This window comes from Bradyrhizobium sp. CCBAU 53351 (assembly GCF_015291745.1).
GTDB lineage: Bacteria > Pseudomonadota > Alphaproteobacteria > Rhizobiales > Xanthobacteraceae > Bradyrhizobium.
Genome location: NZ_CP030059.1, coordinates 3,932,558 through 3,954,844, shown reverse-complemented (window position 1 = coordinate 3,954,844; position 22,287 = coordinate 3,932,558). Strand labels below are relative to the sequence as shown.

General features: G+C 64.8%; 21 protein-coding genes. 15 read left to right on the top strand and 6 right to left on the bottom strand.

Going from position 1 to position 22,287, the window contains the following annotated elements; all coding sequences use genetic code 11:
• Positions 1-10: 10 nt before the first annotated feature.
• Positions 11-334 (top strand): multidrug efflux SMR transporter, encoded by a 324-nt coding sequence (locus XH83_RS18595; RefSeq protein WP_194402263.1) that lies wholly within the window; start codon positions 11-13, stop codon positions 332-334.
• On the opposite strand, the gene XH83_RS18590 is transcribed toward XH83_RS18595, so the two are convergent.
• A complete protein-coding gene (locus tag XH83_RS18590) occupies positions 331-978 on the bottom strand; it encodes an alpha/beta hydrolase (RefSeq protein ID WP_194402262.1) in 648 nt (215 codons plus the stop codon). The genes XH83_RS18595 and XH83_RS18590 overlap by 4 nt on opposite strands.
• A gap of 336 nt (positions 979-1,314) precedes the next feature.
• Positions 1,315-2,172 carry a LytTR family DNA-binding domain-containing protein gene (locus tag XH83_RS18585; protein WP_246776263.1) on the bottom strand — a complete coding sequence of 286 codons (858 nt, stop codon included), beginning with the start codon at positions 2,170-2,172 and terminating at the stop codon, positions 1,315-1,317.
• A 194-nt stretch (positions 2,173-2,366) separates the two neighbouring features.
• On the opposite strand from XH83_RS18585, the gene XH83_RS18580 reads away from it, so the two are divergent.
• The 9 genes from XH83_RS18580 to XH83_RS18540 all read left to right on the top strand — a co-directional run bounded on the left by XH83_RS18580 (position 2,367) and on the right by XH83_RS18540 (position 11,157).
• A complete protein-coding gene (locus tag XH83_RS18580) occupies positions 2,367-3,560 on the top strand; it encodes an acyltransferase family protein (protein WP_194402260.1) in 1,194 nt (397 codons plus the stop codon).
• Positions 3,561-3,611: 51 nt separating this feature from the next.
• On the top strand, positions 3,612-4,751 hold the full coding sequence (locus XH83_RS18575; protein WP_194402259.1) for a cysteine desulfurase family protein: 1,140 nt from the start codon (positions 3,612-3,614) through the stop codon (positions 4,749-4,751).
• 112 nt (positions 4,752-4,863) lie between these two features.
• Positions 4,864-6,360 (top strand): Fe-S cluster assembly protein SufB, encoded by a 1,497-nt coding sequence (gene sufB, locus XH83_RS18570; protein WP_194402258.1) that lies wholly within the window; start codon positions 4,864-4,866, stop codon positions 6,358-6,360.
• 61 nt (positions 6,361-6,421) lie between these two features.
• Positions 6,422-7,174, top strand: coding sequence for a Fe-S cluster assembly ATPase SufC (gene sufC, locus XH83_RS18565; protein WP_194402257.1), 753 nt, complete (start codon positions 6,422-6,424; stop codon positions 7,172-7,174).
• Between the two features lie 11 nt (positions 7,175-7,185).
• On the top strand, positions 7,186-8,490 hold the full coding sequence (sufD, locus tag XH83_RS18560; protein ID WP_194402256.1) for a Fe-S cluster assembly protein SufD: 1,305 nt from the start codon (positions 7,186-7,188) through the stop codon (positions 8,488-8,490).
• Entirely contained in the window at positions 8,487-9,734 is a 1,248-nt protein-coding gene (locus XH83_RS18555; RefSeq protein WP_194402255.1) for a cysteine desulfurase, read from the top strand. The genes sufD and XH83_RS18555 overlap by 4 nt, the downstream gene beginning before the upstream one ends.
• Positions 9,731-10,102: an SUF system Fe-S cluster assembly protein gene (locus XH83_RS18550; protein ID WP_018323035.1), complete on the top strand. Its 372-nt coding sequence runs from the start codon at positions 9,731-9,733 to the stop codon at positions 10,100-10,102. The genes XH83_RS18555 and XH83_RS18550 overlap by 4 nt, the downstream gene beginning before the upstream one ends.
• Positions 10,103-10,151: 49 nt before the next feature.
• Positions 10,152-10,550 (top strand): iron-sulfur cluster assembly accessory protein, encoded by a 399-nt coding sequence (locus XH83_RS18545; RefSeq protein WP_018323036.1) that lies wholly within the window; start codon positions 10,152-10,154, stop codon positions 10,548-10,550.
• Between the two features lie 166 nt (positions 10,551-10,716).
• A complete protein-coding gene (locus XH83_RS18540) occupies positions 10,717-11,157 on the top strand; it encodes a TfoX/Sxy family protein (RefSeq protein ID WP_194402254.1) in 441 nt (146 codons plus the stop codon).
• A gap of 66 nt (positions 11,158-11,223) precedes the next feature.
• Here XH83_RS18540 and XH83_RS18535 read toward each other — a convergent pair whose 3' ends face one another.
• The 3 genes from XH83_RS18535 to XH83_RS18525 all read right to left on the bottom strand — a co-directional run bounded on the left by XH83_RS18535 (position 11,224) and on the right by XH83_RS18525 (position 15,270).
• Positions 11,224-12,291 (bottom strand): GGDEF domain-containing protein, encoded by a 1,068-nt coding sequence (locus tag XH83_RS18535; RefSeq protein WP_194402253.1) that lies wholly within the window; start codon positions 12,289-12,291, stop codon positions 11,224-11,226.
• Positions 12,292-12,458: 167 nt separating this feature from the next.
• The gene (locus XH83_RS18530) at positions 12,459-14,009 is read right to left on the bottom strand and encodes a DEAD/DEAH box helicase (protein ID WP_194402252.1); all 1,551 of its coding nucleotides are present in this window, start codon (positions 14,007-14,009) and stop codon (positions 12,459-12,461) included.
• Between the two features lie 298 nt (positions 14,010-14,307).
• Entirely contained in the window at positions 14,308-15,270 is a 963-nt protein-coding gene (locus XH83_RS18525; protein ID WP_194402251.1) for a helix-turn-helix transcriptional regulator, read from the bottom strand.
• A gap of 200 nt (positions 15,271-15,470) precedes the next feature.
• On the opposite strand from XH83_RS18525, the gene XH83_RS18520 reads away from it, so the two are divergent.
• The 5 genes from XH83_RS18520 (at position 15,471) to XH83_RS18500 (ending at position 21,419) form a co-directional block, all read left to right on the top strand.
• Positions 15,471-16,979, top strand: coding sequence for a caspase family protein (locus XH83_RS18520; RefSeq protein ID WP_194402250.1), 1,509 nt, complete (start codon positions 15,471-15,473; stop codon positions 16,977-16,979).
• Between the two features lie 383 nt (positions 16,980-17,362).
• Positions 17,363-17,803 (top strand): hypothetical protein, encoded by a 441-nt coding sequence (locus XH83_RS18515; protein ID WP_194402249.1) that lies wholly within the window; start codon positions 17,363-17,365, stop codon positions 17,801-17,803.
• A 437-nt stretch (positions 17,804-18,240) separates the two neighbouring features.
• Entirely contained in the window at positions 18,241-19,488 is a 1,248-nt protein-coding gene (locus XH83_RS18510; protein WP_194402248.1) for an FAD-dependent oxidoreductase, read from the top strand.
• Positions 19,489-19,667: 179 nt separating this feature from the next.
• Entirely contained in the window at positions 19,668-20,441 is a 774-nt protein-coding gene (locus XH83_RS18505) for an outer membrane protein (protein WP_194402247.1), read from the top strand.
• A 258-nt stretch (positions 20,442-20,699) separates the two neighbouring features.
• Positions 20,700-21,419, top strand: coding sequence for an outer membrane protein (locus XH83_RS18500; protein WP_194402246.1), 720 nt, complete (start codon positions 20,700-20,702; stop codon positions 21,417-21,419).
• A gap of 80 nt (positions 21,420-21,499) precedes the next feature.
• Here XH83_RS18500 and XH83_RS18495 read toward each other — a convergent pair whose 3' ends face one another.
• A complete protein-coding gene (locus XH83_RS18495; RefSeq protein WP_194402245.1) occupies positions 21,500-22,270 on the bottom strand; it encodes an SDR family NAD(P)-dependent oxidoreductase in 771 nt (256 codons plus the stop codon).
• Positions 22,271-22,287 lie beyond the last annotated feature (17 nt).

Here is a 22,287-nt window from a genome sequence, read left to right as displayed (position 1 = left end):
CGCAACGCCGATGTCGCAATCCATGGCCTGGCTGATGCTGGTGGTCGCCGGCGCGCTCGATGTCGGCTGGGCGATCTCGATGAAATATGCCGAAGGCTACACGCGCTTGGGCTGGAGCATCGTTTCGGTCGTGCTGCTCGCCGCCTTCGTCGTCCTGCTCGGACGCGCCTTGAAGGTGCTCGAAGTCGGCGTCGCCTATTCGGTGTGGACCGGCATAGGCGCTGCCGGCACGTTCTTGATGGGCGTCGTGCTGTTCGGCGAGACCCTAAGCGCGATGAAGCTTGCGGGCATCGCGCTCGTCTTGACGGGGATCGTGGCGTTGAAGTTGGCTTAGCGAACGTTTGCCAGGCGCATATCCAGATACGCCGTGATGGTCTCCATCAGCGGCTCGAGCTTGGTGTCGAAGAAATGGTTGGCGCCGGGGATGACCTGCTGGTCGATCACGATGCCCTTCTGCGTCTTCAGCTTCTCGACCAGCGTGTTGACGTCCTTGGGCGGCACCACCGCGTCCTTCTCGCCGTGCACGATCAGGCCCGAGGACGGGCAGGGCGCGAGGAACGAGAAGTCGTAGAGGTTGGCGGGCGGCGCGATCGAGATGAAGCCTTCGACCTCGGGGCGGCGCATCAGGAGCTGCATCCCGATCCAGGCGCCGAACGAGAAGCCGGCGACCCAGCAGGCGCGCGCTTCGGGATTGATGGTCTGCGCCCAGTCGAGAGCTGCGGCGGCATCGGACAATTCGCCGGTGCCGTGGTCGAACGAGCCCTGGCTGCGGCCGACGCCGCGGAAGTTGAAGCGCAGCACCGAGAAGCCGCGATGCGCGAAGGCGTAGTAGCACTGGTACACGATCTGATGGTTCATCGTGCCGTGAAACTGCGGATGCGGATGCAGGATCATCGCGATCGGCGCGTTCTTCTGCTTTGCCGGATGATAGCGACCCTCGAGGCGGCCGGCAGGGCCGGTGAAAATGACTTCAGGCATGGATGTCTCTGATTGAGTCCCTTGGAGGTGATCCCTGCGCAATCGTCCGATTGTGGCTCTTCCGGCGTTGCCGCCGACGGGAGCACGGATGAAAGGTGGAGAGGCGCGCCCTCGGATGATGCGCGAGTGGCGCGCAGGTGAACTGATGCGCGCTTCTAACACGAGGCAAGGGTCAAAAAGCAAGCTTCTTCGACATCTCTCAATCGACTCAAGAGCTTAGCCCGTCATGGCAGCGTCATCGCCGGCCGGCCGCCGGTGATGTGTCGCCGCATGGATCAACCGGGCTACGACGGTGGCGGACCGCGGTGCCGGAGGGTGCCGCTCAACCGATTGGAATCACGGCTGTTTATGGATCGTCGGTTGATCGGTAGCGGCGATTCCGGCCGGGGCGGTCCGGCTGCCGAGGGAGACGACTGCCGGCCGGTAACGCCGGCTGCCTCCAAGTGTCTGCCCGTTGTCGAAGACGAGCTCGAAATCGCCGGAGGCCTTGAGGTCCACGCCGCTCACCCGGTCGAGATTGGCAAGCTTGGTGCGATGAACGCGAACGATGGAAAAGCGCGCCAGCTCGCTTTCAGCCGCGGCTAGCGTGCCCCGGATCAGGTGCTGCGTGCCGTCGGCGAGGCTGTATTCGATGTAATTGCCGGCGGAAGCGACCCAGAGGATGTCGTGCGGCACCACGCGAACGCGGCTCGTCCCGTCGCGCAGCCAGATCAGATTCGCGGACGACGGCTGCTGCGGGGCGGGGGCTGCCGACGGAGCGAGGGCGGCGCTCTTCAGTTCGCGCCGGCTTTCGAGCAGCCAGATCGTGCCGGCGATCAGGACGACGGCCACGGCGTCCTTGCGGAATTCGTAAAGGACCGTCGCAAGCGAGAAGCGGAAATCGTAGGTGCCTCCCGCGAGCCAGAGCGCGAGCTTCCGCAGCCAGACCATGCCGGTGATGTGGAGCGCTGAGAAGCCGAGCAGGGCGATCGCCCCGATTCCGGCCCGCGTGGCGAGGCCGGCGCTCCGGCGCATGCGGCGAACCGCCAGCACCAGGAGCGGCAGCAGCAGCAGGATGATTGCGATGCTCGACATCTCCCAAAACAGCCGCCGGCCGATGTCGTAGCTGTCGCCGCGCCAGGCAGCGTCCTGAGCGCCCGAAAACGCATTGACGATTCCGGTCGCGAGCGCGACGGCAGCGATCGCAGCGAACATCGTCCGGTCGCCGCCCCTGATCCCAAACGGCCCGCCGCTCGTCCCAGCCACCGGCGGCTCATCCCCTCGCGTCCGATTCTGATCCCAAACCGGCTCGACGCGCTCCGTCAGTGGGGCATTTTCGGTGTCAGCCATTTTCAGTTTCAACCTGGCCCGAAAACCGCGTTCGTCGTCCCCTCAAGGAGCAGAAAACCATGACAACACCACAGCAATTCCCGAGCACGGACAGGCGTATCGATCTGGACTGGGTGCGGATTTTAGCCTTCGGGCTCTTGATCTTCTACCACGTCGGAATGCTCTACGTGTCCTGGGGATTTCACATCAAGAGCGTGCACCGGCTGACCTGGCTGGAACCGGTGATGCTGTTCCTCAACCCCTGGCGGCTGTCGCTGTTGTTCCTGGTGTCAGGGGTTGCCACCCGCTTCATGCTCGGCAAGTCCACTCTCGCCTCGCTCGCCGGGGCGCGGTCTGTGCGGCTCTTGATCCCCCTGATCTTCGGCATGCTCGCGATCGTGCCGCCGCAATCCTATCTCCAGGTCGTCGAAAGCCTCGGCTATCCCGCGGGCTTTTTCGATTTCTACACCAGGCACTACTTTGCCTTCGGTGCGCAGTTCTGTCCGAATCCCTGCATCGTGCTGCCGACCTGGAACCATCTCTGGTTCGTGGTCTATCTGTGGGTCTACACGATGGCCTTGATCGGCGTGCTCGCATTGTGGCCCGCCGGCGCTGACTGGCTGGGCCGGAAGCTGGCCGTCATGCTCGCCGGGCCATGGCTCCTGATCGTGCCCTGCCTGCTGTACGCGGCCTGGCGCCTGGTGTTGTTCCCGGCCTTCCCGTCGACGCATGCGCTGTTCGGCGACTGGTACAACCATGCGGACCACGCGACGGCCTTCCTGACCGGTTTCCTGCTGGCGAAGCAGGAGGGGATCTGGCGCAATGTCGAGCGCCAGCGCTGGGTGGCTCTGGCAGCTGCAGCCGTCTGCTTCCTGGCCTTCATCCTGCTTCGCGCCGGTCTGTTTGCGCCGTCGCCCGCGCTGAAATGGACCGCCGCCTCGGCCTATGGCTGCTACCAATGGCTCGCGATCGCCGCCGTACTGGGCTTTGCGCGGCGCCACCTCACGGCCGACAGCCCCGTGCGGCGCTATCTGACCGACGCGATCTTCCCGTACTACATCGTGCATCAGACCGCGATCATCGTGATCGCGCACGCATTGCGCGACAGCGGCCTGCCGGTCGGGATTGAGGCCTCCATTGTCATCATCGGCACCGCGCTCACCTGCGTGGTGACCTATGAAGTGGTCCGGCGCATCGCTTGGCTGCGGCCTCTGTTCGGGCTGCGGGCGGCGCCGCGGATGGTTGCCCGAATGGAGCAACACCAGCCGGCCTGATGCATGCCGCCCTCCGATTGGACGGATGGCAAAAGGTGCTAAGAGGGCGAGATGCCGACCCGTGTCTATCTCGACTGGAACGCGACCACCCCGCTGCGCCCCGAGGCGCGGGCGGCGATGGTTGCGGCCTATGACCTCGTCGGCAATCCGTCGTCGGTCCATGCCGAGGGGCGGGAAGCGCGACGGTTGATCGAGGACGCCCGTGCTGCGCTTGCCGCGGCAGTCGGCGCGTTGCCACGGAACGTCGTCTTCACCTCGTCTGGAACCGAGGCCAATGCGCTGGCCCTCTCGCCGGGGTTGCGGGGGCCGTCCGGTGGACCCGTCGAACGGCTGCTGGTCTCGGCGGTCGAGCACGCCTCGGTGCTGGCAGGTGGCCGGTTCCCGGGGGCCGCCATCGGCCTGATCGGCGTCACGCGTTCCGGCGTCGTCGACCTCGACCATCTCAGGGCGCAGCTAAACGACGGCCCGCCGGCGCTGGTGTCGATCATGGCCGCAAACAACGAGACGGGCGCGCTCCAGCCGGTCGCCGAAGCTGCGGGCATCGTCCACGAGGCGGGGAGCCTGCTGCACGTCGACGCGATCCAGGCGCTCGGCAAGATCCCGTTCAATATCAAGGCTATAGGCGCCGACCTTGCGACCCTTTCTGCACACAAGATCGGCGGTCCCAAGGGGGTCGGCGCGCTGGTCGTGGCCGAGGGGATCGCCGGACTGGAGCCGGTGCTGCGGGGCGGGGGACAGGAACTGAACCGTCGCGCGGGCACCGAGAACGTCGCAGGCATCGCCGGCTTCGGCGCGGCGGCGAAGGTCGCGCTTCAGGCTCTGCCGGAGGATGCGGAGCGCATAGCAACCCTCAGAAATCGCTTGGAAAATGGCATCCGGAGCGTTGCGGGCGCAACCATCTTCTCTGGGGACGTCGGACGGTTACCAAATACCGCTCTGTTCACGGCGCCGGGTCTCAAGGCTGAGACTGCTGTGATTGGCTTTGACCTCGAAGGCGTCGCCGTTTCCTCCGGTTCGGCCTGTTCCTCGGGTAAGGTCCAGCCGTCGCACGTTCTTTCGGCCATGGGATGTGACCCGGCGGTGGCCCAGGGAGCGGTGCGTCTCAGTCTGGGCTGGTCCACGGAACCAGAAGACATCAACAGGGCGTTAGAGGCTTGGCGAAAGCTCGGTAATAGCCTACTTAAGAGTTAAGCGATGAAACACGGCTTGAACGGTTCTAAGCCGTGCTTTCCGCACAGAAACATCGTAATACTCGTTCGAGTTTGATCCACCGCGGTCCTTGAAACCGCGAGCGGAGGATAGAATGCCAGCCGTGCAAGAGACGGTCGAGCGCGTGAAGCGCATCGACGTCGACCAGTATCGTTATGGGTTTGAAACCCTGATCGAGTCCGACAAGGCCCCCAAGGGGCTGTCGGAAGAGACCGTCAAGTTCATCTCCGAGAAGAAGAACGAGCCCGCCTGGATGCTTCAGTGGCGGCTGGAGGCCTATCGGCGCTGGCTGACCATGCAGGAGCCGACCTGGGCGCGCGTCGACTATCCCAAGATCGACTTCCAGGACCTGTATTATTACGCCGCGCCGAAGCCGAAGAAGACAGTCACCTCGCTCGACGAGATCGATCCGGAGATCCTGAAGACCTACGAGAAGCTCGGCATCCCCTTGCGGGAAGTCGCCATGCTCGAGGGCGTCGAGCCCAAGCCCGGCGAGGAAGATCCGGCGCGCCGCAAGATCGCGGTCGATGCGGTCTTCGATTCGGTCTCGGTTGCGACCACGTTCAAGGCGGAGCTGAAGAAGGCCGGCGTGATCTTCATGCCGATCTCGGAAGCGATCCGCGAGCATCCCGAGCTGGTGCAGAAATATCTGGGATCGGTGGTTCCGACCTCGGACAATTTCTATGCCACGCTGAACTCGGCGGTGTTCTCCGACGGCTCGTTCGTCTACGTGCCGCCGGGCGTGCGTTGCCCGATGGAGCTGTCGACCTATTTCCGCATCAACGAGCGCAACACCGGCCAGTTCGAGCGCACGCTGATCATCGCCGACAAGGGCTCCTACGTCTCCTATCTCGAAGGCTGCACCGCGCCGCAGCGCGACGAGAACCAGCTGCACGCCGCCGTGGTCGAGCTCGTCGCGCATGACGATGCCGAGATCAAATATTCGACGGTGCAGAACTGGTATCCCGGCAATTCGGAAGGCAAGGGCGGCATCTACAACTTCGTCACCAAGCGTGGCGACTGCCGCGGCAACAATTCCAAGATCTCCTGGACCCAGGTCGAGACGGGTTCGGCGATCACCTGGAAATATCCGAGCTGCATTCTCCGCGGCGACAATTCGCGCGGCGAGTTCTACTCGATCGCGATCTCGAACGGCTTCCAGCAGGTCGACTCGGGCACCAAGATGATCCATCTCGGCAAGAACACGTCGAGCCGGATCATCTCCAAGGGTATCGCCGCGGGCAAGTCGCAGAACACGTATCGTGGTCTTGTGACGGCTCATCGGAAAGCCACCGGCGCGCGCAACTTCACCGCCTGCGATTCGCTGCTGATCGGCGACAAATGCGGCGCGCACACCGTGCCGTATATCGAGGCCAAGAACTCCTCGGCGACCTTCGAGCACGAAGCGACGACCTCGAAGATCTCCGAGGACGTGCTGTTCTACTGCATCCAGCGCGGTCTCTCGCAGGAAGAGGCGGTCGGCCTCGTCGTCAACGGCTTCGTCAAGGACGTGCTGCAGCAACTGCCGATGGAATTCGCGGTGGAAGCGCAGAAGCTGATCTCGATCTCGCTTGAAGGGTCGGTCGGCTAAGCACCGACCCTCGCGGCGCGCTTCGGCGCTCCAACATCAATTGAATAGACTGGATACCAAGATGGCTTTGCTTGAAGTGAAAGACCTCAAGGTTCGTGTCGAGGAACGAGAGATCCTCCACGGGCTGACGCTGACCGTGAACGAAGGCGAGATCCACGCCATCATGGGGCCGAACGGCTCCGGCAAGTCGACGCTCTCCCATGTCATCGCCGGCAAGCCCGGCTATGAGGTCACCGACGGCCAGATCCTGTTCAAGGGCGAGGACCTCCTGGAGATGTCGCCGGACGAGCGCGCCGCCAAGGGCGTGTTCCTGGCGTTTCAGTACCCGGTCGAGATTCCCGGCGTCGCCACCATGAACTTCCTGCGCACGGCGCTGAACGCCCAGCGCAAGGCGCGTGGCGAGGATGAATACTCGACCCCGGACTTCCTCAAGAAGGTCCGCGAGGTCTCGAAGTCGCTGAACATCCCGCAGGACATGCTCAAGCGCGGCGTCAATGTCGGCTTCTCCGGCGGCGAGAAGAAGCGCAACGAGGTGCTGCAGATGGCGCTGTTCGAGCCGAGCCTGTGCATCCTCGACGAGATGGATTCCGGTCTCGACATCGACGCGCTGCGCATCGCCGCCGACGGCGTCAACGCGCTGCGTTCGCCCAAGCGGTCGATGGTCGTCATCACCCACTATCAGCGGCTGCTCAACTACATCGTGCCCGACGTCGTGCACGTGATGTCGAAGGGCCGTGTCGTGAAGAGCGGCGGCAAGGAACTGGCGCTGGAGCTGGAAGCGTCCGGCTACGCCCAGTTCGAGGATGCCGCGTAAGGAATTTTGCGATGAACGTTGCTGTGGCAAAGACCGGAAAGGGCCGCGCGGTGAGCGATCTCTTCACCAGCGCCGAAGGCCGACTGCCGGGGGCGCCCGCGATCACTGCCGTGCGCCGCGAGGCATTCGAGACCTATGAGCGTCTCGGCCTGCCGCACCGCCGGATCGAGGAATGGAAATACACCGATTTGCGCGCCTTGGTCGGCGAGGTGCTGCCGCTGGCAGCCGCGCCCGATGCGGCCGCGTTCAAGCGCGCTGCGGACGCGGTGAAGGCGCATGCGATCGCCGGCGCCCGCAAGCTGGTGCTGGTCGACGGCGTGTTCGCGGCCGATCTGTCCGACGTGAAGGCGCTCGTCGCCGAGGCCGGCTTCAGGACCCTGCGTGAGGCGCTGGAGAAGGACGCGGGTCTGCTGAAGACCGCGTCCACCGACGCCATGATCGCGCTGAACGCGGCGATGGCGACCGACGGCGTCGTGTTGGAGATCGCCGACGGCGCAAGACTGTCCGCGCCGATTCAGATCATTCACATCGCGACCGCTTCGTCGGCCTCGGCGTTCACCCGCTCGCAGGTCGCGGTCGGGAAGGGCGCTCGCGCCACGATCGTCGAGACCTTTGTTGCGGCGGATGCCAAGGCTTACCAGGTCAACGACGCCGTCCTCGTCTCGGTCGGTGACGATTCCGACGTCGCGCACATCCGCCTGATGGACGATGCGCCTGACGCGGTGAACGTGACCTCGCACTTCGTCACCATCGGTGCCAACGTAAAATTCAATTTCTTCAACATGACCACCGGCGCCGCGGTGAGCCGTCTGCAGGGCTTCATCACGCTGGCGGGCGAAGGCAGCGAGCTCTCGGCCAACGGCGTCAACCTGCTGAAGAAGACCGAGCATGGCGATACCACGCTGGTGGTCGACCACGCCGTGCCGAATTGCGTCAGCCGTGAGGTCTTCCGCGCCGTGATCGACGACCGCGGCCATTCGGTGTTCCAGGGCCGCATCATCGTTCGTCCCGACGCGCAGAAGACCGACGGCAAGATGATGACTCGCGCGCTGCTGCTCTCGGACGAAGCCGAGGCGGACAACAAGCCCGAGCTGGAAATCTTCGCCGACGACGTCTCCTGCGGCCACGGTGCCACCGCCGGCGCGCTCGACGACAGCCTCTTGTTCTACCTGAAGGCGCGCGGCCTGCCGGAGAAGCAGGCCCAGGCCCTGCTGATCCAGGCTTTCGTCGGTGAGGCGATCGAGCAGATCGCCGCCGACGATCTGCGCGAGCACGTGATCGGCGTTGCCGAGCGCTGGCTGGAGCGCCGCCAATGAGCACGCATCCCGCGGTCAAGAACGGAACTTATGACGTCGCACGCGTGCGCCAGGACTTTCCGGCGCTCGCCATGCAGGTCTACGGCAAGAACCTCGTCTATCTCGACAACGCCGCCTCGGCGCAGAAGCCGAGCGCCGCGCTCGATCGCATGACGCAGGCCTACACCAGCGAATACGCCAACGTGCATCGCGGCCTGCATTACCTCGCCAACGCGGCGACCGAAGCCTATGAGGGCGGTCGCACCAAGGTCGCGCAGTTCATCAACGCTGCCCGAACCGAGGAAGTGATCTTCACCCGCAACGCGACCGAGGCGATCAACCTGGTCGCGTCGTCCTGGGGCGCGCCGAACATCGGTGAGGGCGACGAGATCGTCATCTCGATCATGGAGCACCACTCCAACATCGTGCCTTGGCATTTCCTGAGGGAACGCCAAGGTGCCGTGATCAAATGGGCGCCGGTCGACGACGAGGGCAATTTCCTTATCGACGAGTTCGAGAAGCTGCTGACATCGAAGACCAAGCTGGTCGCGATCACGCAGATGTCGAACGCGCTCGGCACCATCGTGCCGGTCAAGGACGTGGTGAAGATCGCGCACGCCCGCGGCATTCCCGTGCTGGTCGACGGCAGCCAGGGCGCGGTGCATCTGCCGGTCGACGTCCAGGACCTCGGCTGCGACTTCTACGTGTTCACAGGTCACAAGGTGTACGGTCCGACCGGAATCGGCGTGCTCTGGGCCAAATATGACCACCTCGTTGCGATGCGCCCCTTTAACGGCGGCGGCGAGATGATCCGCGAGGTCTCGCGCGATGTCGTGACCTATGGCGATCCCCCGCACAAATTCGAAGCGGGCACGCCGGCGATCGTCGAGGCCGTCGGCCTTGGCGCGGCCATCGACTACGTCAATTCGATCGGCAAAGAGCGCATTGCCGCGCACGAGGCCGACCTCACGACTTACGCTCAGGATCGCCTGCGCGAGATCAACTCGCTGCGGCTGATCGGCACGGCGCGGGGCAAGGGCCCGGTGATCTCGTTCGAGCTGAAGGGCGCACATGCCCACGATGTCGCGACCGTGATCGATCGCCAGGGCATCGCCGTGCGCGCCGGCACCCATTGCGTGATGCCGCTTTTAGAGCGGTTCAACGTGACGGCCACCTGCCGGGCCTCGTTCGGCATGTATAATACGCGGGAAGAAGTCGATCATCTGGCACAGGCGCTGTTGAAGGCGCGGGATTTGTTCGCATGAGTGACACTGCCGAAATCAAAGCTAGTCCAATGGAGACCCATTCGGCGCTGCCGCCGGAGGAAACCGAGCGTCTGACCACCGAGATCATCGCGGGCCTCAAGACCGTGTTCGATCCGGAAATTCCGGCCGACATTTACGAGCTCGGCCTGATCTACAAGGTCGAGATCAAGGACGATCGCTCCGTCGACGTCCAGATGACGCTGACGACGCCGAACTGCCCGGCCGCCGGCGAGCTGCCGACCATGGTCGAGAACGCGGTCGCCAGCGTTCCCGGGGTCGGCGTGGTCGACGTCAAGGTGGTCTGGGAGCCACCGTGGTCGCCCGAGCGCATGAGCGACGAGGCGCGCCTCGTCCTCAACATGTGGTGACGGTCACAGCTCGCATTGAATTCGCTCCGCAACGGACCACATAGATAACATGACCCAGGCAACACCAGCATCCACTCCAAAGCCCCGGCGGCCGCGCCCGCAGGTGATGCGGCTGACGGACGCTGCCGCCCAGCGGATCACCGAGCTGACCCAGCGCGCCGATTCCGAGATCGTGGGCCTGCGCGTCGGTGTGAAGAACGGCGGCTGCGCCGGCCAGTCCTACACGGTCGAATACGCCCACGACGTCCGGCCGACCGACGAAGTCGTCGAGGACAAGGGCGTTAAGATCCTGGTCGACCCCAAGGCCGTGCTGTTCCTGCTCGGCACCGAGATGGACTACAAGGCCGACAAGATGCAGGCCCAGTTCGTCTTCAACAACCCCAACCAGATCTCCGCCTGCGGCTGCGGCGAGTCGGTCGAGCTGCGGCCGGCCAAGATCGACGGGTAATCAGCCCAACGCATCGCTCTCGTGTCCCGGACGCGCTGCAGCGCTCTTGCGCTGCTGCGCAGAGCCGGGACCCACGCTATACTTCCTGTCGCAAAGGGCATGGGCCCCGGCTCAGCAGCGCACCGTTGCACGGCGCGCTGCGTCCGCGGCGCGAGAGAGCGTGAGCATGGACCGCGAATTCCTGATCGACCTGTTTTCCGATTTCGGCCCCGTCGCCATCCGCAAAATGTTCTCCGGCCACGGCATCTCCGTCGACGGCGTCAACTTTGCGCTCGCTTTGCGCGCGGGCCTGTTCTTCCGCGCCGACGAGGTGACCATTCCGGACTTCGAGGCCGAGGGCTCGAAGCCGTTCCAATATTCGACCCGCGCCAAGACCGTGGTGGTCAACTCCTATTGGGAGTTGCCGGCGCGCCTGTTCGATGATTCCGCAGAGTTGGCACAATGGGCGAGGGCGGCACTCGCCGCCGCCCAGCGCGCCAAGGTGAAAAAGCGGCCGAAGGGGAAGACGGGGGCCAGCAAGAAGACCGAGCCAAAGAAGCCTGCGGCCAAGAAGACGACGAAGAAGACGGTCAAGAAGACAGCGCGTAGACGGGGCAAAGGCGCATAGCGCCGTGCCCGCCGAAAGTCCGTGGGCATGCTCCGCTTTGTCCATCCTAAGGCAGTCGACGGAAACTCACGCCACCCGGCTATGGCTCTCGACCGCGTATTCCGGATCGGCTTCGCAGATCACGCGGTTGCGGCCGTTGCGCTTGGCGGCGTAGAGGCAGGCGTCCGCGCGCTCGATCAGCGCGTCGGTGTCGTCGCCCGGCTTGAGCATGGAGACGCCGACCGAAATCGTGACGCGGCCGAGGATCTCGCCGGTGGACTTCTTCTTCAATTCCTTCGCCATCACCGCGCGGCGGATGTGGTCGGCGACCGTGAGGGCCTGCCGCAGCGCAGTGTTGGGCAGCACGACCGCGAATTCCTCGCCGCCATAGCGCGCGGTGATGTCCTGGCCCTTGATGGTCTGCTTCAGCGACAGGCCGACGAGCCGCAGCACCTGGTCGCCGGTGAGATGACCGTAGGAATCGTTGAACGACTTGAAGTGATCGATGTCGAACAGCAGCAGCGACAGCGGCTCGCCCGAGGCTAGCGCGCTCTGCACCGCCATGCCGATCATGCGGTCGAAATATTTGCGGTTGCCGAGGCCGGTGAGCGGATCGGTCAGGCTCTCGGCGCGGATCGCCTCCAGGCTCTGCTGGAGATTGCTGATCTCGTCCTTCGACAGCGTCAGGCGGTCTTCCAGCGCCTTGTTGGTCTCGCGCATCTCGCTGGTCGAGCGCAGCAGCGTTTCGACGATCGCCTTGATCTGGTCGCGGCTCTTGGCCGACGACAGTTTCGCGGCCGCGCCCGACAGGCTGGCATCGTAGGAGCTGGTCATGCCGAGCGCGTCGCTCAGGACCTTCATCACGTCGTCGATCTCGCCGATGACGCGGGCGCCGACCTTGTCGATGCGGTCGGTGGTCTTGATGTGGGAGAGATAGGTCTCGTAGATCTGCTCGAGATCGGCTTCGGTCAGCTTGCCGCTGCGCGCCAGCGTCTCGTTGACTATCTTGTTGAGCGGCGCATTGTAGCCGGTGGCGTAGACGTACCAGATCTCGTAATTGCGGGGAATCGCCGTCTGCCGAAGCGATCGGATCTGACCGAGCGCTACTTCGGCGAACGCCATCGTGCGTTCGTGTTCGTCGAGCACCTTGACCACGGAACATACTCCACAGCGGTCGGTGCGCCGACGACCGCAGCAATGCTTAAATTATGTTCGTAGGCTAACGGACGATCGTGAACACCCCGTAAATATACGTTCACGAAACGTCTAAAAACGTGCACTTCCTGTTTTCGCAACCGAAACCTGGAGCGCGCTCGCGCGCTTCAGGCGCCCGCGGGAGAACGGACCGGCCGCAGCAGGAATGCCGGCAGATGCGAGTGATCGCCAGGCTCGCTGTCGGCCTCGCGTTGGCGGCGCGGCTCGGGACGGCCGATCGACGGCACATGCGAATTATTGGCCTGCGGGCGGGCGCCATGACGCGGCTCGGATGACGGCCTGGCTTCACGCGGCTGCCTCGCCTCGCGTGCCGGCCTTGCCTCGCGTGCGGGCCTTGCATCGGCAGCGGGCCGTGCTTCGGCTGAAGGCCTGGTCTCAGAAGCGTGCCTTGCCTCGCCGCGGGTCTCGCGCGGCTCGTGGCTGCGCTCACGGTCGCGGCCGCGCTGCGGCTTGCCGCGTCCGCCGCGTGAACGCTCGCGGCCACGCGACTCGCGCGGACGCTCGGTCCCGTCGGAGGATTCAGCCTGGATTTCGTAATCGCCCTCGGCGCGCGGAATGCTCTGGCCGATCAGCTTTTCGATCGCCACCATCGACTTCTGGTCGAGCGGCGTGACGATCGAGATCGCGGTGCCGGTGCGGCCGGCGCGGCCGGTGCGGCCGATGCGGTGGACGTAATCGTCGGCGTGATGGGGAACGTCGAAATTGTAGACGTGGCTGACCTCGGGAATGTCGAGGCCGCGCGCGGCGACGTCGGAGGCGACCAGGAGCGGCAGCTCACCCTTGCGGAATTGTTCGAGTGCGGCCGTGCGGGCCGACTGGTCCATGTCGCCGTGCAGGGCGCCGACGCTGAAGCCATGCTTTTGGAGCGACTTGTGAACGATCGCGACTTCGCGCTTGCGATTGCAGAAGATGATCGCGTTCTTGAGATCCTTGGCCTCGCGCAGCAGCCGGCGCAGCAGCTCGCGCTTCTCGTGCGCCTCGCGCCCGGCAGGCACCTGGACCTGCGTGACGGTGACGGCGGTGGTGGCGGGCTTGGAGACTTCCACCTTCTGCGGATTGTGCAGGAAGGCTTCGGTGATGCGCCGGATTTCCGGCGGCATGGTCGCGGTGAAGAACAGGGTCTGCCGCGTGAACGGGACGAGCTTGCAGACGCGCTCGATGTCGGGGATGAAGCCCATGTCCAGCATACGGTCGGCTTCGTCGATGACGAGCAGTTCGACGCCGGTGAGCAGGAGGCCGCCACGCTCGGTGTGGTCGAGCAGTCGGCCGGGGGTTGCGATCAGCACGTCGACGCCGCGCGTCAGCTTGGCATCCTGGTCGCCGAAGGAGACGCCGCCGATCAGGAGGGCGACGTTGAGTTTCTGGCCGGCGCCGTAGCGGTCGAAGTTTTCCTTGACCTGGGCCGCGAGCTCGCGGGTCGGCTCGAGGATCAGGGTGCGCGGCATGCGTGCCCGGGCGCGACCCTTTTCCAGGATGGTGAGCATCGGCAGCACGAAGGCCGCGGTCTTGCCGGTGCCGGTCTGGGCGATGCCGAGCACGTCCTTGCGTGCGAGGACGTGGGGGATCGCCTGTTCCTGGATGGGGGTGGGGGTGGTGTAACCGGTGGCCGCCACTGCGGCGAGGACTTTTTCGGACAGTCCGAGATCTGTAAAGGACATTGAGCCTCTGGTCGAAACCGCCGTTCGGAATCGAGGGTAATAAGGCTGTCGCGTTCCACCCCGAAACGGCGCGCTCTCAAAGAAGCTGGGGGTGCTGACTCACGCGAACAAAGCGCAAGGCTCAGGAATCGCTCTTCGATCTGAGCCGCGTCGCCCCGGAACATAGGCGGGAATCGGCCAAAGTCAATGGAGCGGACGCGGGAAGGCCCTAAAAAACCAGAGGTTTTTGCCCAAATCACGGGCGCGGTTGGGGTTTTCCGGCCCGCGCATCGACCGAGCGAGCTCCCGGGCCGGGCGGCTAACGCCGATCCGAGCCGTGGGTCCGGAAATCTCCGGGAGCCATGCCGTAGGCGGCGTTGAAGACTCGGTAGTACGTCGCAAGGCTCTCGAAGCCGCAGGAGGCCGCGATGTCGGCGATCAGCCGTTCGGGCGCCTCACGCATCAGGCGGCGGCTTTGTTTCAGCCGTTCGTCCGTCACGGTCTGCGAGAAGCTCCTTTCCGCGGCCTCGAACAGCATATGCAAGTGGCGCACGGACACGCCGAGCAGGTCAGCCACCATGATCGGCGTGAGATTGGGATCTTGCAGATGGCGCGCGATCAGCCGCCGGGCCTGCGAGAGGCGGGCGGTCCGCAGCGCGGCCTGTCCGCGCCGGCTGCCGGGCCTGACGATGCCGCGCTCGATCAGCGCCAGATGGGCCAACGCCTGGACAAGGGAGGTCGCATCGTCCGCGCGTTGCTCCGTAGAGGCTTCGCCGAGTTCGGCAAAGCAGGCCCCGAGCAGGGGCGCCAGGGTGGGATCGTCGAACGTGCGAGGTGCAAGCTCGCGCATGCGCTTGTCCTGGGCCGGGATGGTGCCGAGCGGGATCTTGAGGATCCGCAGGTGGAAGCCCTCGGCGCCCAGCGGCGCGGTGCGGTAGGGCAGGTCGGTATGGCTGGTCGCGAAGCGGCCGTTGGCGATCGCAAAGTCGCTTCCGCGCAGGCCGCCGAACCAGCCGCCGCCGCCGAGCTGCTGGTAGACGCAGATGGCGTCGCCCGGCGCGTGGGCGATGTCGGAGCTGCTGCGTTCGACCGTGTAGGGGGAGGCCTTCAGCTCGACGAGGCCGGCGCCGCCCAGCTGGCGCAGCGAGAATTCGCCGAAGAAGTCCGCGCGCTGTTCGCGCGCGAGCTCGGCGGTGACGCCGAACAATCCCTTGGAGCGAACCTCGCGCCAATAGTCGAACCGCTCATTCGGCTCGACCTCGTCGGTACACCAGCGATACACGGCAGCCCCCGCTTGCACGCAATTGCCCTAGAAAGAGCAGATTCCGCGGGAATCTGCCATAGCGAGATCGGGGAACCGGAGCGCGGCGTCCCTTGAACCGTCGTTACGTCTGGGCCGACTATCACACAGCGGCAGGGGGTCCAATGAACTGCTGTTCGAAGGAAGCGGCCTCTGCGCCGATCTGCAACGGGAAACTTGCGATGACGCGTCGGCTTTTGCGAATTCTGGCGGCCCTTGGCCTTGCGGCGGGGCTCAGCGGCTTTGCGCTTCCCGCTCATGCCGAGAAGCGCGTTGCGCTGGTCGTCGGCAACAACGACTACAGGAACGTGCCGAAGCTGCTCAAGGCGGTCAACGACGCCCGCACCATGGGCGATACGCTGAAGCAGCTCGGCTTCTCGGTGATGGTCGCCGAGAACCAGAACCGGCAGCAATTCTCCGAGACGCTGCTCGCCTTCGACAAGGCGATCGAGCCCGGCGATACCGCGTTCTTCTTCTACGCCGGCCACGGCTTCGAGATCGCGGGCCAGAACTATCTGCTGCCGACCGACGTGCCGGCGGCGACGGAAGGCCAGGAAGAGCTGGTGCGCGACGCCTCGATCCTCGCCGACCGCATCGTCGAGCGTCTGCAGAACAAGAAGGCGCGGACTTCGATCCTGGTGTTCGACGCCTGCCGCAACAATCCATTCGAGCGCAAGGGCACCCGCGCGGTCGCCGGTGCCGGCGGCCTCGCGCCGATGACGCAGCTGCCTGAAGGCGTGTTCTCGGTGTTCTCGGCAGGTCCCCGCCAGACCGCGCTCGATCGTCTCTCCAACGACGACACCAATCCCAATTCGGTGTTCACGCGCACCTTCGCCAGGGAGCTGCTGCAGCCCGGCGAGAACCTCGTGCAGGTGGCGCAGCGCACCCGCCGCGCCGTCAGCGAGATGGCCGACACCGTCAAGCACAGGCAGGTGCCGGTCTATTTCGACCAGATGGTCGACGACGTCTTCCTGAGCGGCATGGCGAAGGATGCCGCTGCGCGTCCGGCCGACCCGCCGCCGCAGAAGCTCGCCGCGCTGCCGCCGGTGTCGGTGCCGCAGCTGCCGAAGGAGGAGACGCTGAATGCGCCGATCGCGAGCTTCTCGCGGCACAATGGCGGCTGGAGCGTGGTGTTCTCCTTCGCCGACCCGACGCTCGGCATTTCCTGGCGCATGGCCGGCAAGGGCGATTTCCGCGAGACCGGATTCATCGACACGCTCGATCCGCGCACGCGCAAGCGCATGCCGAACCCGTCGATCGAGCTGCCGCCGGATGCGCAGGCCGGCACCATCGAGGTCCGCTATGTCGACCAGTCCGGCGACATGCAGGGACCGTTCCCGATCCGCTTCGATCCCGAGGCCGCGCTGATCCGCGACCAGCGCAAGATCCTCGACATGACGTCGACGAGCTGGCTGTCGTTCCGCGAGTTCAACGGGCTCCTGGTCTACTACACCCACCTCGTGTCCTACCGCTGCGCCATCCGCGAGGTGCGCATCGGCATCGACACCGCCGTGCCCAACCAGGTGCTCAAGATGCCGCCCTGCGACATGCGCGACCCCAGCGCCATCACCGCCGGCATGCCGCTCTACATGAAGCTCGCCCCAGCGACGCAGTCTGTCTCGGTGGAGCTGACCTATCGCGACGGGAGCGTGTCGGAGATCAAGAGCTTTCGGAGCGCGAACCGGCAGTGATCATTGATGATCCCTCTTCATCGAATGGGTCACGGCGAGTTGGAGCTGTCGGACGCTCTTGACGAAACGGAGCGACAGGGAACCCCTCCGCAAAAGGCCTGTTAAATCCACCTTGGAGCCACCATGCCGCCGCAACGGTCTGGCATGCATGCCGGAAGAGGGCTGTGGCGCCGGGAGACTTCATGGAAGAGTCCGCAATTGCATTCGTCGCCATCGCCATCCTCGCTCTTGCCGCGTTTGCTGTCGTCGTCCAACCGTCACTGAGCTTCTGGCTGAGCCACGAGAGCTGAGGTCTTCGGCGCTCAACGACTGAGGTCGAAGACGTTCGGCCCAGGAACTACTCTTAGGTCCCTGGATTGTCTGCGAAACCAGGGAGACCATCCATGATCCGCAAATCCATCCTCGTGACGATTGCTTGTGCGGCACTTTCGACGGCGGCCTTTGCCCAAGGAGGCGGCGGTGGCGGCGGAGGAGGGGCAGGCGGCGGTGGTGCGGGTGGCGGCGCCAGTGCAGGGGCTGCTGCCGGGACGGGGACTGGAGGCGCGGGATCTGCGGCGAGCTCGGGCGCCGGAATGGGCACGTCCTCCAGCAGCGCCAATTCGGGACCGTCGGCTCCCTCGGGCATGGGAACGCACAGCACCACCACCGGGGCCAACGTCAACAGCAACAACAGCCTGAACAATCCGAACGTCCAGCCGCCGACCGCGAACGGTAAGACACCGACGGCAGCGCAAGCCGAACGGAACGCCGGTGTCGGTCATGCGCCCAACGGATTGCCGATCGGTAGTCCGGGCACCGGGACTAGCAACGAGGATCAGAAGTAATCTCTCTGCACCATCGTGGGCCTGCGTCGCGCGGGCCTTTCACGGCGCATCAAGGGCGGGCAGCCGTTTTGACGCGAGCGTCTGAAACCCGCGCGGCACGCAAGAAGCTAGGCCCGCGGCTCGCTCTCTTCGGCCTCGCGGGCTCGCCGCGAGCGCAGATAGACGAGCGCGACGTTGACGGCCAGCCAGGCTGCCACGCCTGCAAGCAACCATGCCACGTTGGACGTTTCCTCGCGATGCCCTTTTGGGTCGTGTTCCCTTGTAACAACAACCGCCAGGTCGATCTATTCCCGGCGGCTGACGCGCAAGCCTGATCCAAGCTGCCGGCCGGCATTGCAGGTCGCGTTCCGCATCCAGATTCAGGCGCCAAAGCCCTGAATCGGCGCTACATTAACTGCGACATCTTGTTGTTCGTTATGCGCGGGAGCCCGGCCGCAATGACATCCGACCAGCCATCGAACCGGACGAAAAAGGTCCGCTGCTGCGTCGTCGGCGGGGGACCTGCCGGCATGATGCTCGGCTACCTCCTGGGGAGGGCCGGCATCGAGGTCGTGGTGCTGGAGAAACATGCGGATTTCTTCCGCGACTTCCGCGGCGACACCGTGCATCCCTCGACGCTCCAGGTGATGGACGAGCTCGGCCTGATCGACGGCTTCCTGAAGCTGCCGCATCAGCGGCTGCAGAAGATGGATGGCCTGTTCGGCGGCACGCCGGTGCGCATCGCCGATCTTTCCCGGCTTCACACCAAATACCCGTTCATCGCCTTCATGCCGCAATGGGACTTTTTGAACTTCCTGCGCGAGGCGGGCCGCCGCTTTGCCTCGCTCGAGGTGATGATGAGCACCGAGGCGGTCGATCTTATCCGCCGCGGCGAGACGATCGCCGGCGTGCGGGCGAAAACGCCTGACGGAATCATCGACATCGAAGCCGATCTCACCATCGCCTGCGACGGCCGGCATTCGACCGTGCGCGAGCGCGCGGGCCTTGCCGTCGAGGAGATCGGTGCGCCGATGGACGTGCTGTGGTTTCGTGCCGGCCGCAGGGCCGACGAGACGGAGAACGTGTTCGCGCGCGTCGAGCCCGGCAAGATGATGATCACCTTCGATCGCGGCGACTATTGGCAATGCGCCTATGTCATCGCCAAGGGACAGCAAGAGGCGGTGAAGGCGAGGGGGCTGCAGGCGCTGCTCGACGATGTCGTGCGCATGGCACCGATCCTCAAATCCGGCATTGCCGACGTGAAGAGCTTTGACGACGTCAAGCTGTTGACCGTCGCGATCAACCGCCTGCCGCGCTGGACACAGCCGGGCCTGCTTTGCATCGGCGACGCCGCGCATGCGATGTCGCCGGTCGGCGGCGTCGGCGTCAATCTCGCCGTGCAGGACGCGGTCGCGACCGCCAATCTCTTGGCGGACAAGCTGCAGCGCGGCTGCCCCTCCGAGAGTGAGCTCGATGCGGTCAGGCGTCGTCGCGAGTTCCCGGTGAAGATGACGCAACGCATGCAGGTGGTGGTGCAGAACAACATCATCAGCGGCGCCCTGCAGGGCGGCGACCGCCCGCTGAAGGTGCCGCTGATCGTGCGCCTCGTCACCGCGCTGCCCTGGCTCCAAGGCATTCCGGCGCGCCTGATTGCGCTCGGCGTGCGGCCCGAGCACGTGCACTCGAAGGCCGCGCCGGCATCGTAGCGCAGGACATCGGTAGGGATAATGTCGCGTTAAATCGCGCGTAGAGCGTTGCGGGTGTGCAACAGCGCAAGCGGATTTGTGGAGCCGCGCGTGCCCACGCGGCGCGTTAACTCTGTTAATTCCAATTTTAGTAACACCCGTCTGTGACCGTGCACCCATCAAAGGACACGGGGTGTACCATGCGTAACAAATTGATTGCCGCCTTCGCCTGCACGACCGCTCTGGTTTCGACGGGCGCGGCCTCCGCCGCCGATCTCGGCGCGCGCTACACCAAGGCGCCCGCTTACGCCGAGCCGCTGTTCAACTGGACCGGCTTCTATGTCGGCGGCCACATTGGCGGCGCATGGACCAACGAGCAATTCATCAACAACGGGACCGGCGCGCCGTTCGGCGATCTTTCGGTAGGCGATGGCTTCCGCCAACGCAAATCGGGCATCATGGGCGGCGCCCAGATCGGCTACAACTGGCAGGCCAACAACTACGTGTTCGGCATGGAAGGCACGATCTCCGGCCTCGACAACAAGGGCTCGTTCACGAACACCGTGTTCGGCGCAGGCCTCGACGACCAGTTCAGCTGGCGCGCCAACGTGCTCGCGACGATCGTCGGCCGTGCGGGCTTCGCTGTGCAGAACAACCTGTTCTACATCAAGGGCGGCTATGCCGGCGTGAACAACCGTCTCTCGGTGGTCGACAACGTTGCGAACCCGTCCACGGGCTCGGGCGGCCAGACCCATTGGCACAACGGCTGGACCGTCGGCGCCGGCTGGGAATATGGCATCACCCGCAACTGGATCGTGGGCCTCGAATACAACTACGCTGCCTTCGGCAGCCAGACCTATCAGCTCGGCGGCACCTCGGGTAACTACACCTTCGACACCAAGCCGCGCGACATCCAATGGGCCGTGGTGCGTGCGAGCTACAAGTTCGACGCCCCGACCATCGCCCGTTACTGAGCACGTCGACGCAACGCGACCAACGATCAAAAAAGCACTGCCAACTCTGAGAGCCCCGGCTTCGTCCGGGGCTCTTTTTTGTGTGGCGAGAAACGTCAGCATCGCAGACCCTTGCGTGGTCCAAATGTCACTTTTTCCCGAATAGCGCACGGGAAGCGACGGGCGAGGCCAATTCAGCCTCGCGGCGCGACCGACGCGACGTATAAATTCGGCAATAGACTATTTCGATTTGTTGCAACTTTTTCTGGAGCAATACCGATGAAAAAGGCTTTGGCTTTCGCAGGAATGATGTCTCTTCTCGTCGGCGCGCCGGGCATTGCGACGGCAGCCGACATGGCAGTCAAGGCCGCGCCGATCGCGCCGCCGGTGGCGGTCTACAACTGGACCGGCTTCTACATCGGCGGCTTCGGCGGATATGGTTGGGGCGATCACGATCGGCTCAATGACACCGGTTTTGCGAACAGCTACAGCTCGAGCGGCGCCATCGCCGGCGGCCTCGCCGGATACAATTGGCAGATCAGGAATTTCGTGCTCGGCGTCGAAGGCGATCTGGCCTGGGCCGACATCAAGGGTGACGACAATTTCGTGGGCGGCACCCGGGACGAGACGACGCTGCGCTGGGTCGGCACCATTCGCGGCCGTGCCGGTATTGCGTTCGACAAATGGCTGCTCTTTGCAACGGGCGGCTGGGCCTATGGCGAGCAGCGCCACGTGAACACGAATCTCGGGGTCGGCGTCGACGCCTTCTCCTCGAACACCAGCGGCTGGACGGCGGGTGCGGGTGTGGAATACGCGTTCGCTCCGAACTGGCTCGGCAAGGTCGAGTATCGCTATTACGATTTCGAGCGCTACCGCCGCGGCGGCGCGCCGCTGGTCACGCCCAACGGCAATATTCCCTACAGCGTCGCCAGCCAGTACCAGACCGTCACGGTCGGCATCAGCTACAAGTTCGGCGGTCCCGTGATGGCGAAGTACTGATCGCGCCAGGCCCTTTGGACCTAGGCCCCTTGGACCCAGAAGCCCCGGCAGGGATGCCGGGGCTTTTTTCGTGCGGCGCCTTAAGCCATCACCGAGAAGCCGCCGTCGACGGGGATCGCGGTGCCTGTGACGAAGTTCGACGCGGGCGATGCCAGGAACACGGCAATGCCCGCGAAGTCGTCGATGTCGCCCCAGCGTCCGGCTGGCGTGCGCGCCAGCACCCGCTCGTGCAATCCGGACACCTGCTGCCGCGCGCCGCGGGTGAGGTCGGTATCGATCCAGCCCGGCAGGATGGCGTTGACCTGGATGTTGTCGGGCGCCCAGGCATTGGCGCAGGCGCGCGTGTACTGCACGATGCCGCCCTTGCTCGCCGCATAGGCGGTGGCGAAGCTCGCACCGAAGATCGACATCATCGAGCCGATGTTGATCACCTTGCCGTTGCCGGAGGCCTTCAGGTGCGGATAAGCGAGCTTCGAGCACAGGAAGGCGCTGGTGAGGTTGGTGTCGATCACCTTGTTCCACTCGTCGAGCTCGAGCTCGTGCGGCGGCTTGCGGATGCTCATGCCGGCATTGTTGATCAGGATATCGATGCGGCCGAGATCCTTCGCGACGCGGGCGACCATGGCTTCGATCGCGCCCCTGTCGGTGACGTCGGTGGCAATTGCGATCGCCTTGACGCCGCGCTGTCTGAGGTCTTCGACGGCGGCCTTGGACTTCGCCTCGTTGCGTCCGACCACGGCGATGTCGGCGCCTGCGTCGGCAAGTCCGCGCGCCATGCCGAGGCCGATGCCGCCATTGCCTCCTGTGACGATCGCGACCTTGCCGCGGAGATCGAACCGGCTGGATGTCATGCTTGTATTCCCTGGTT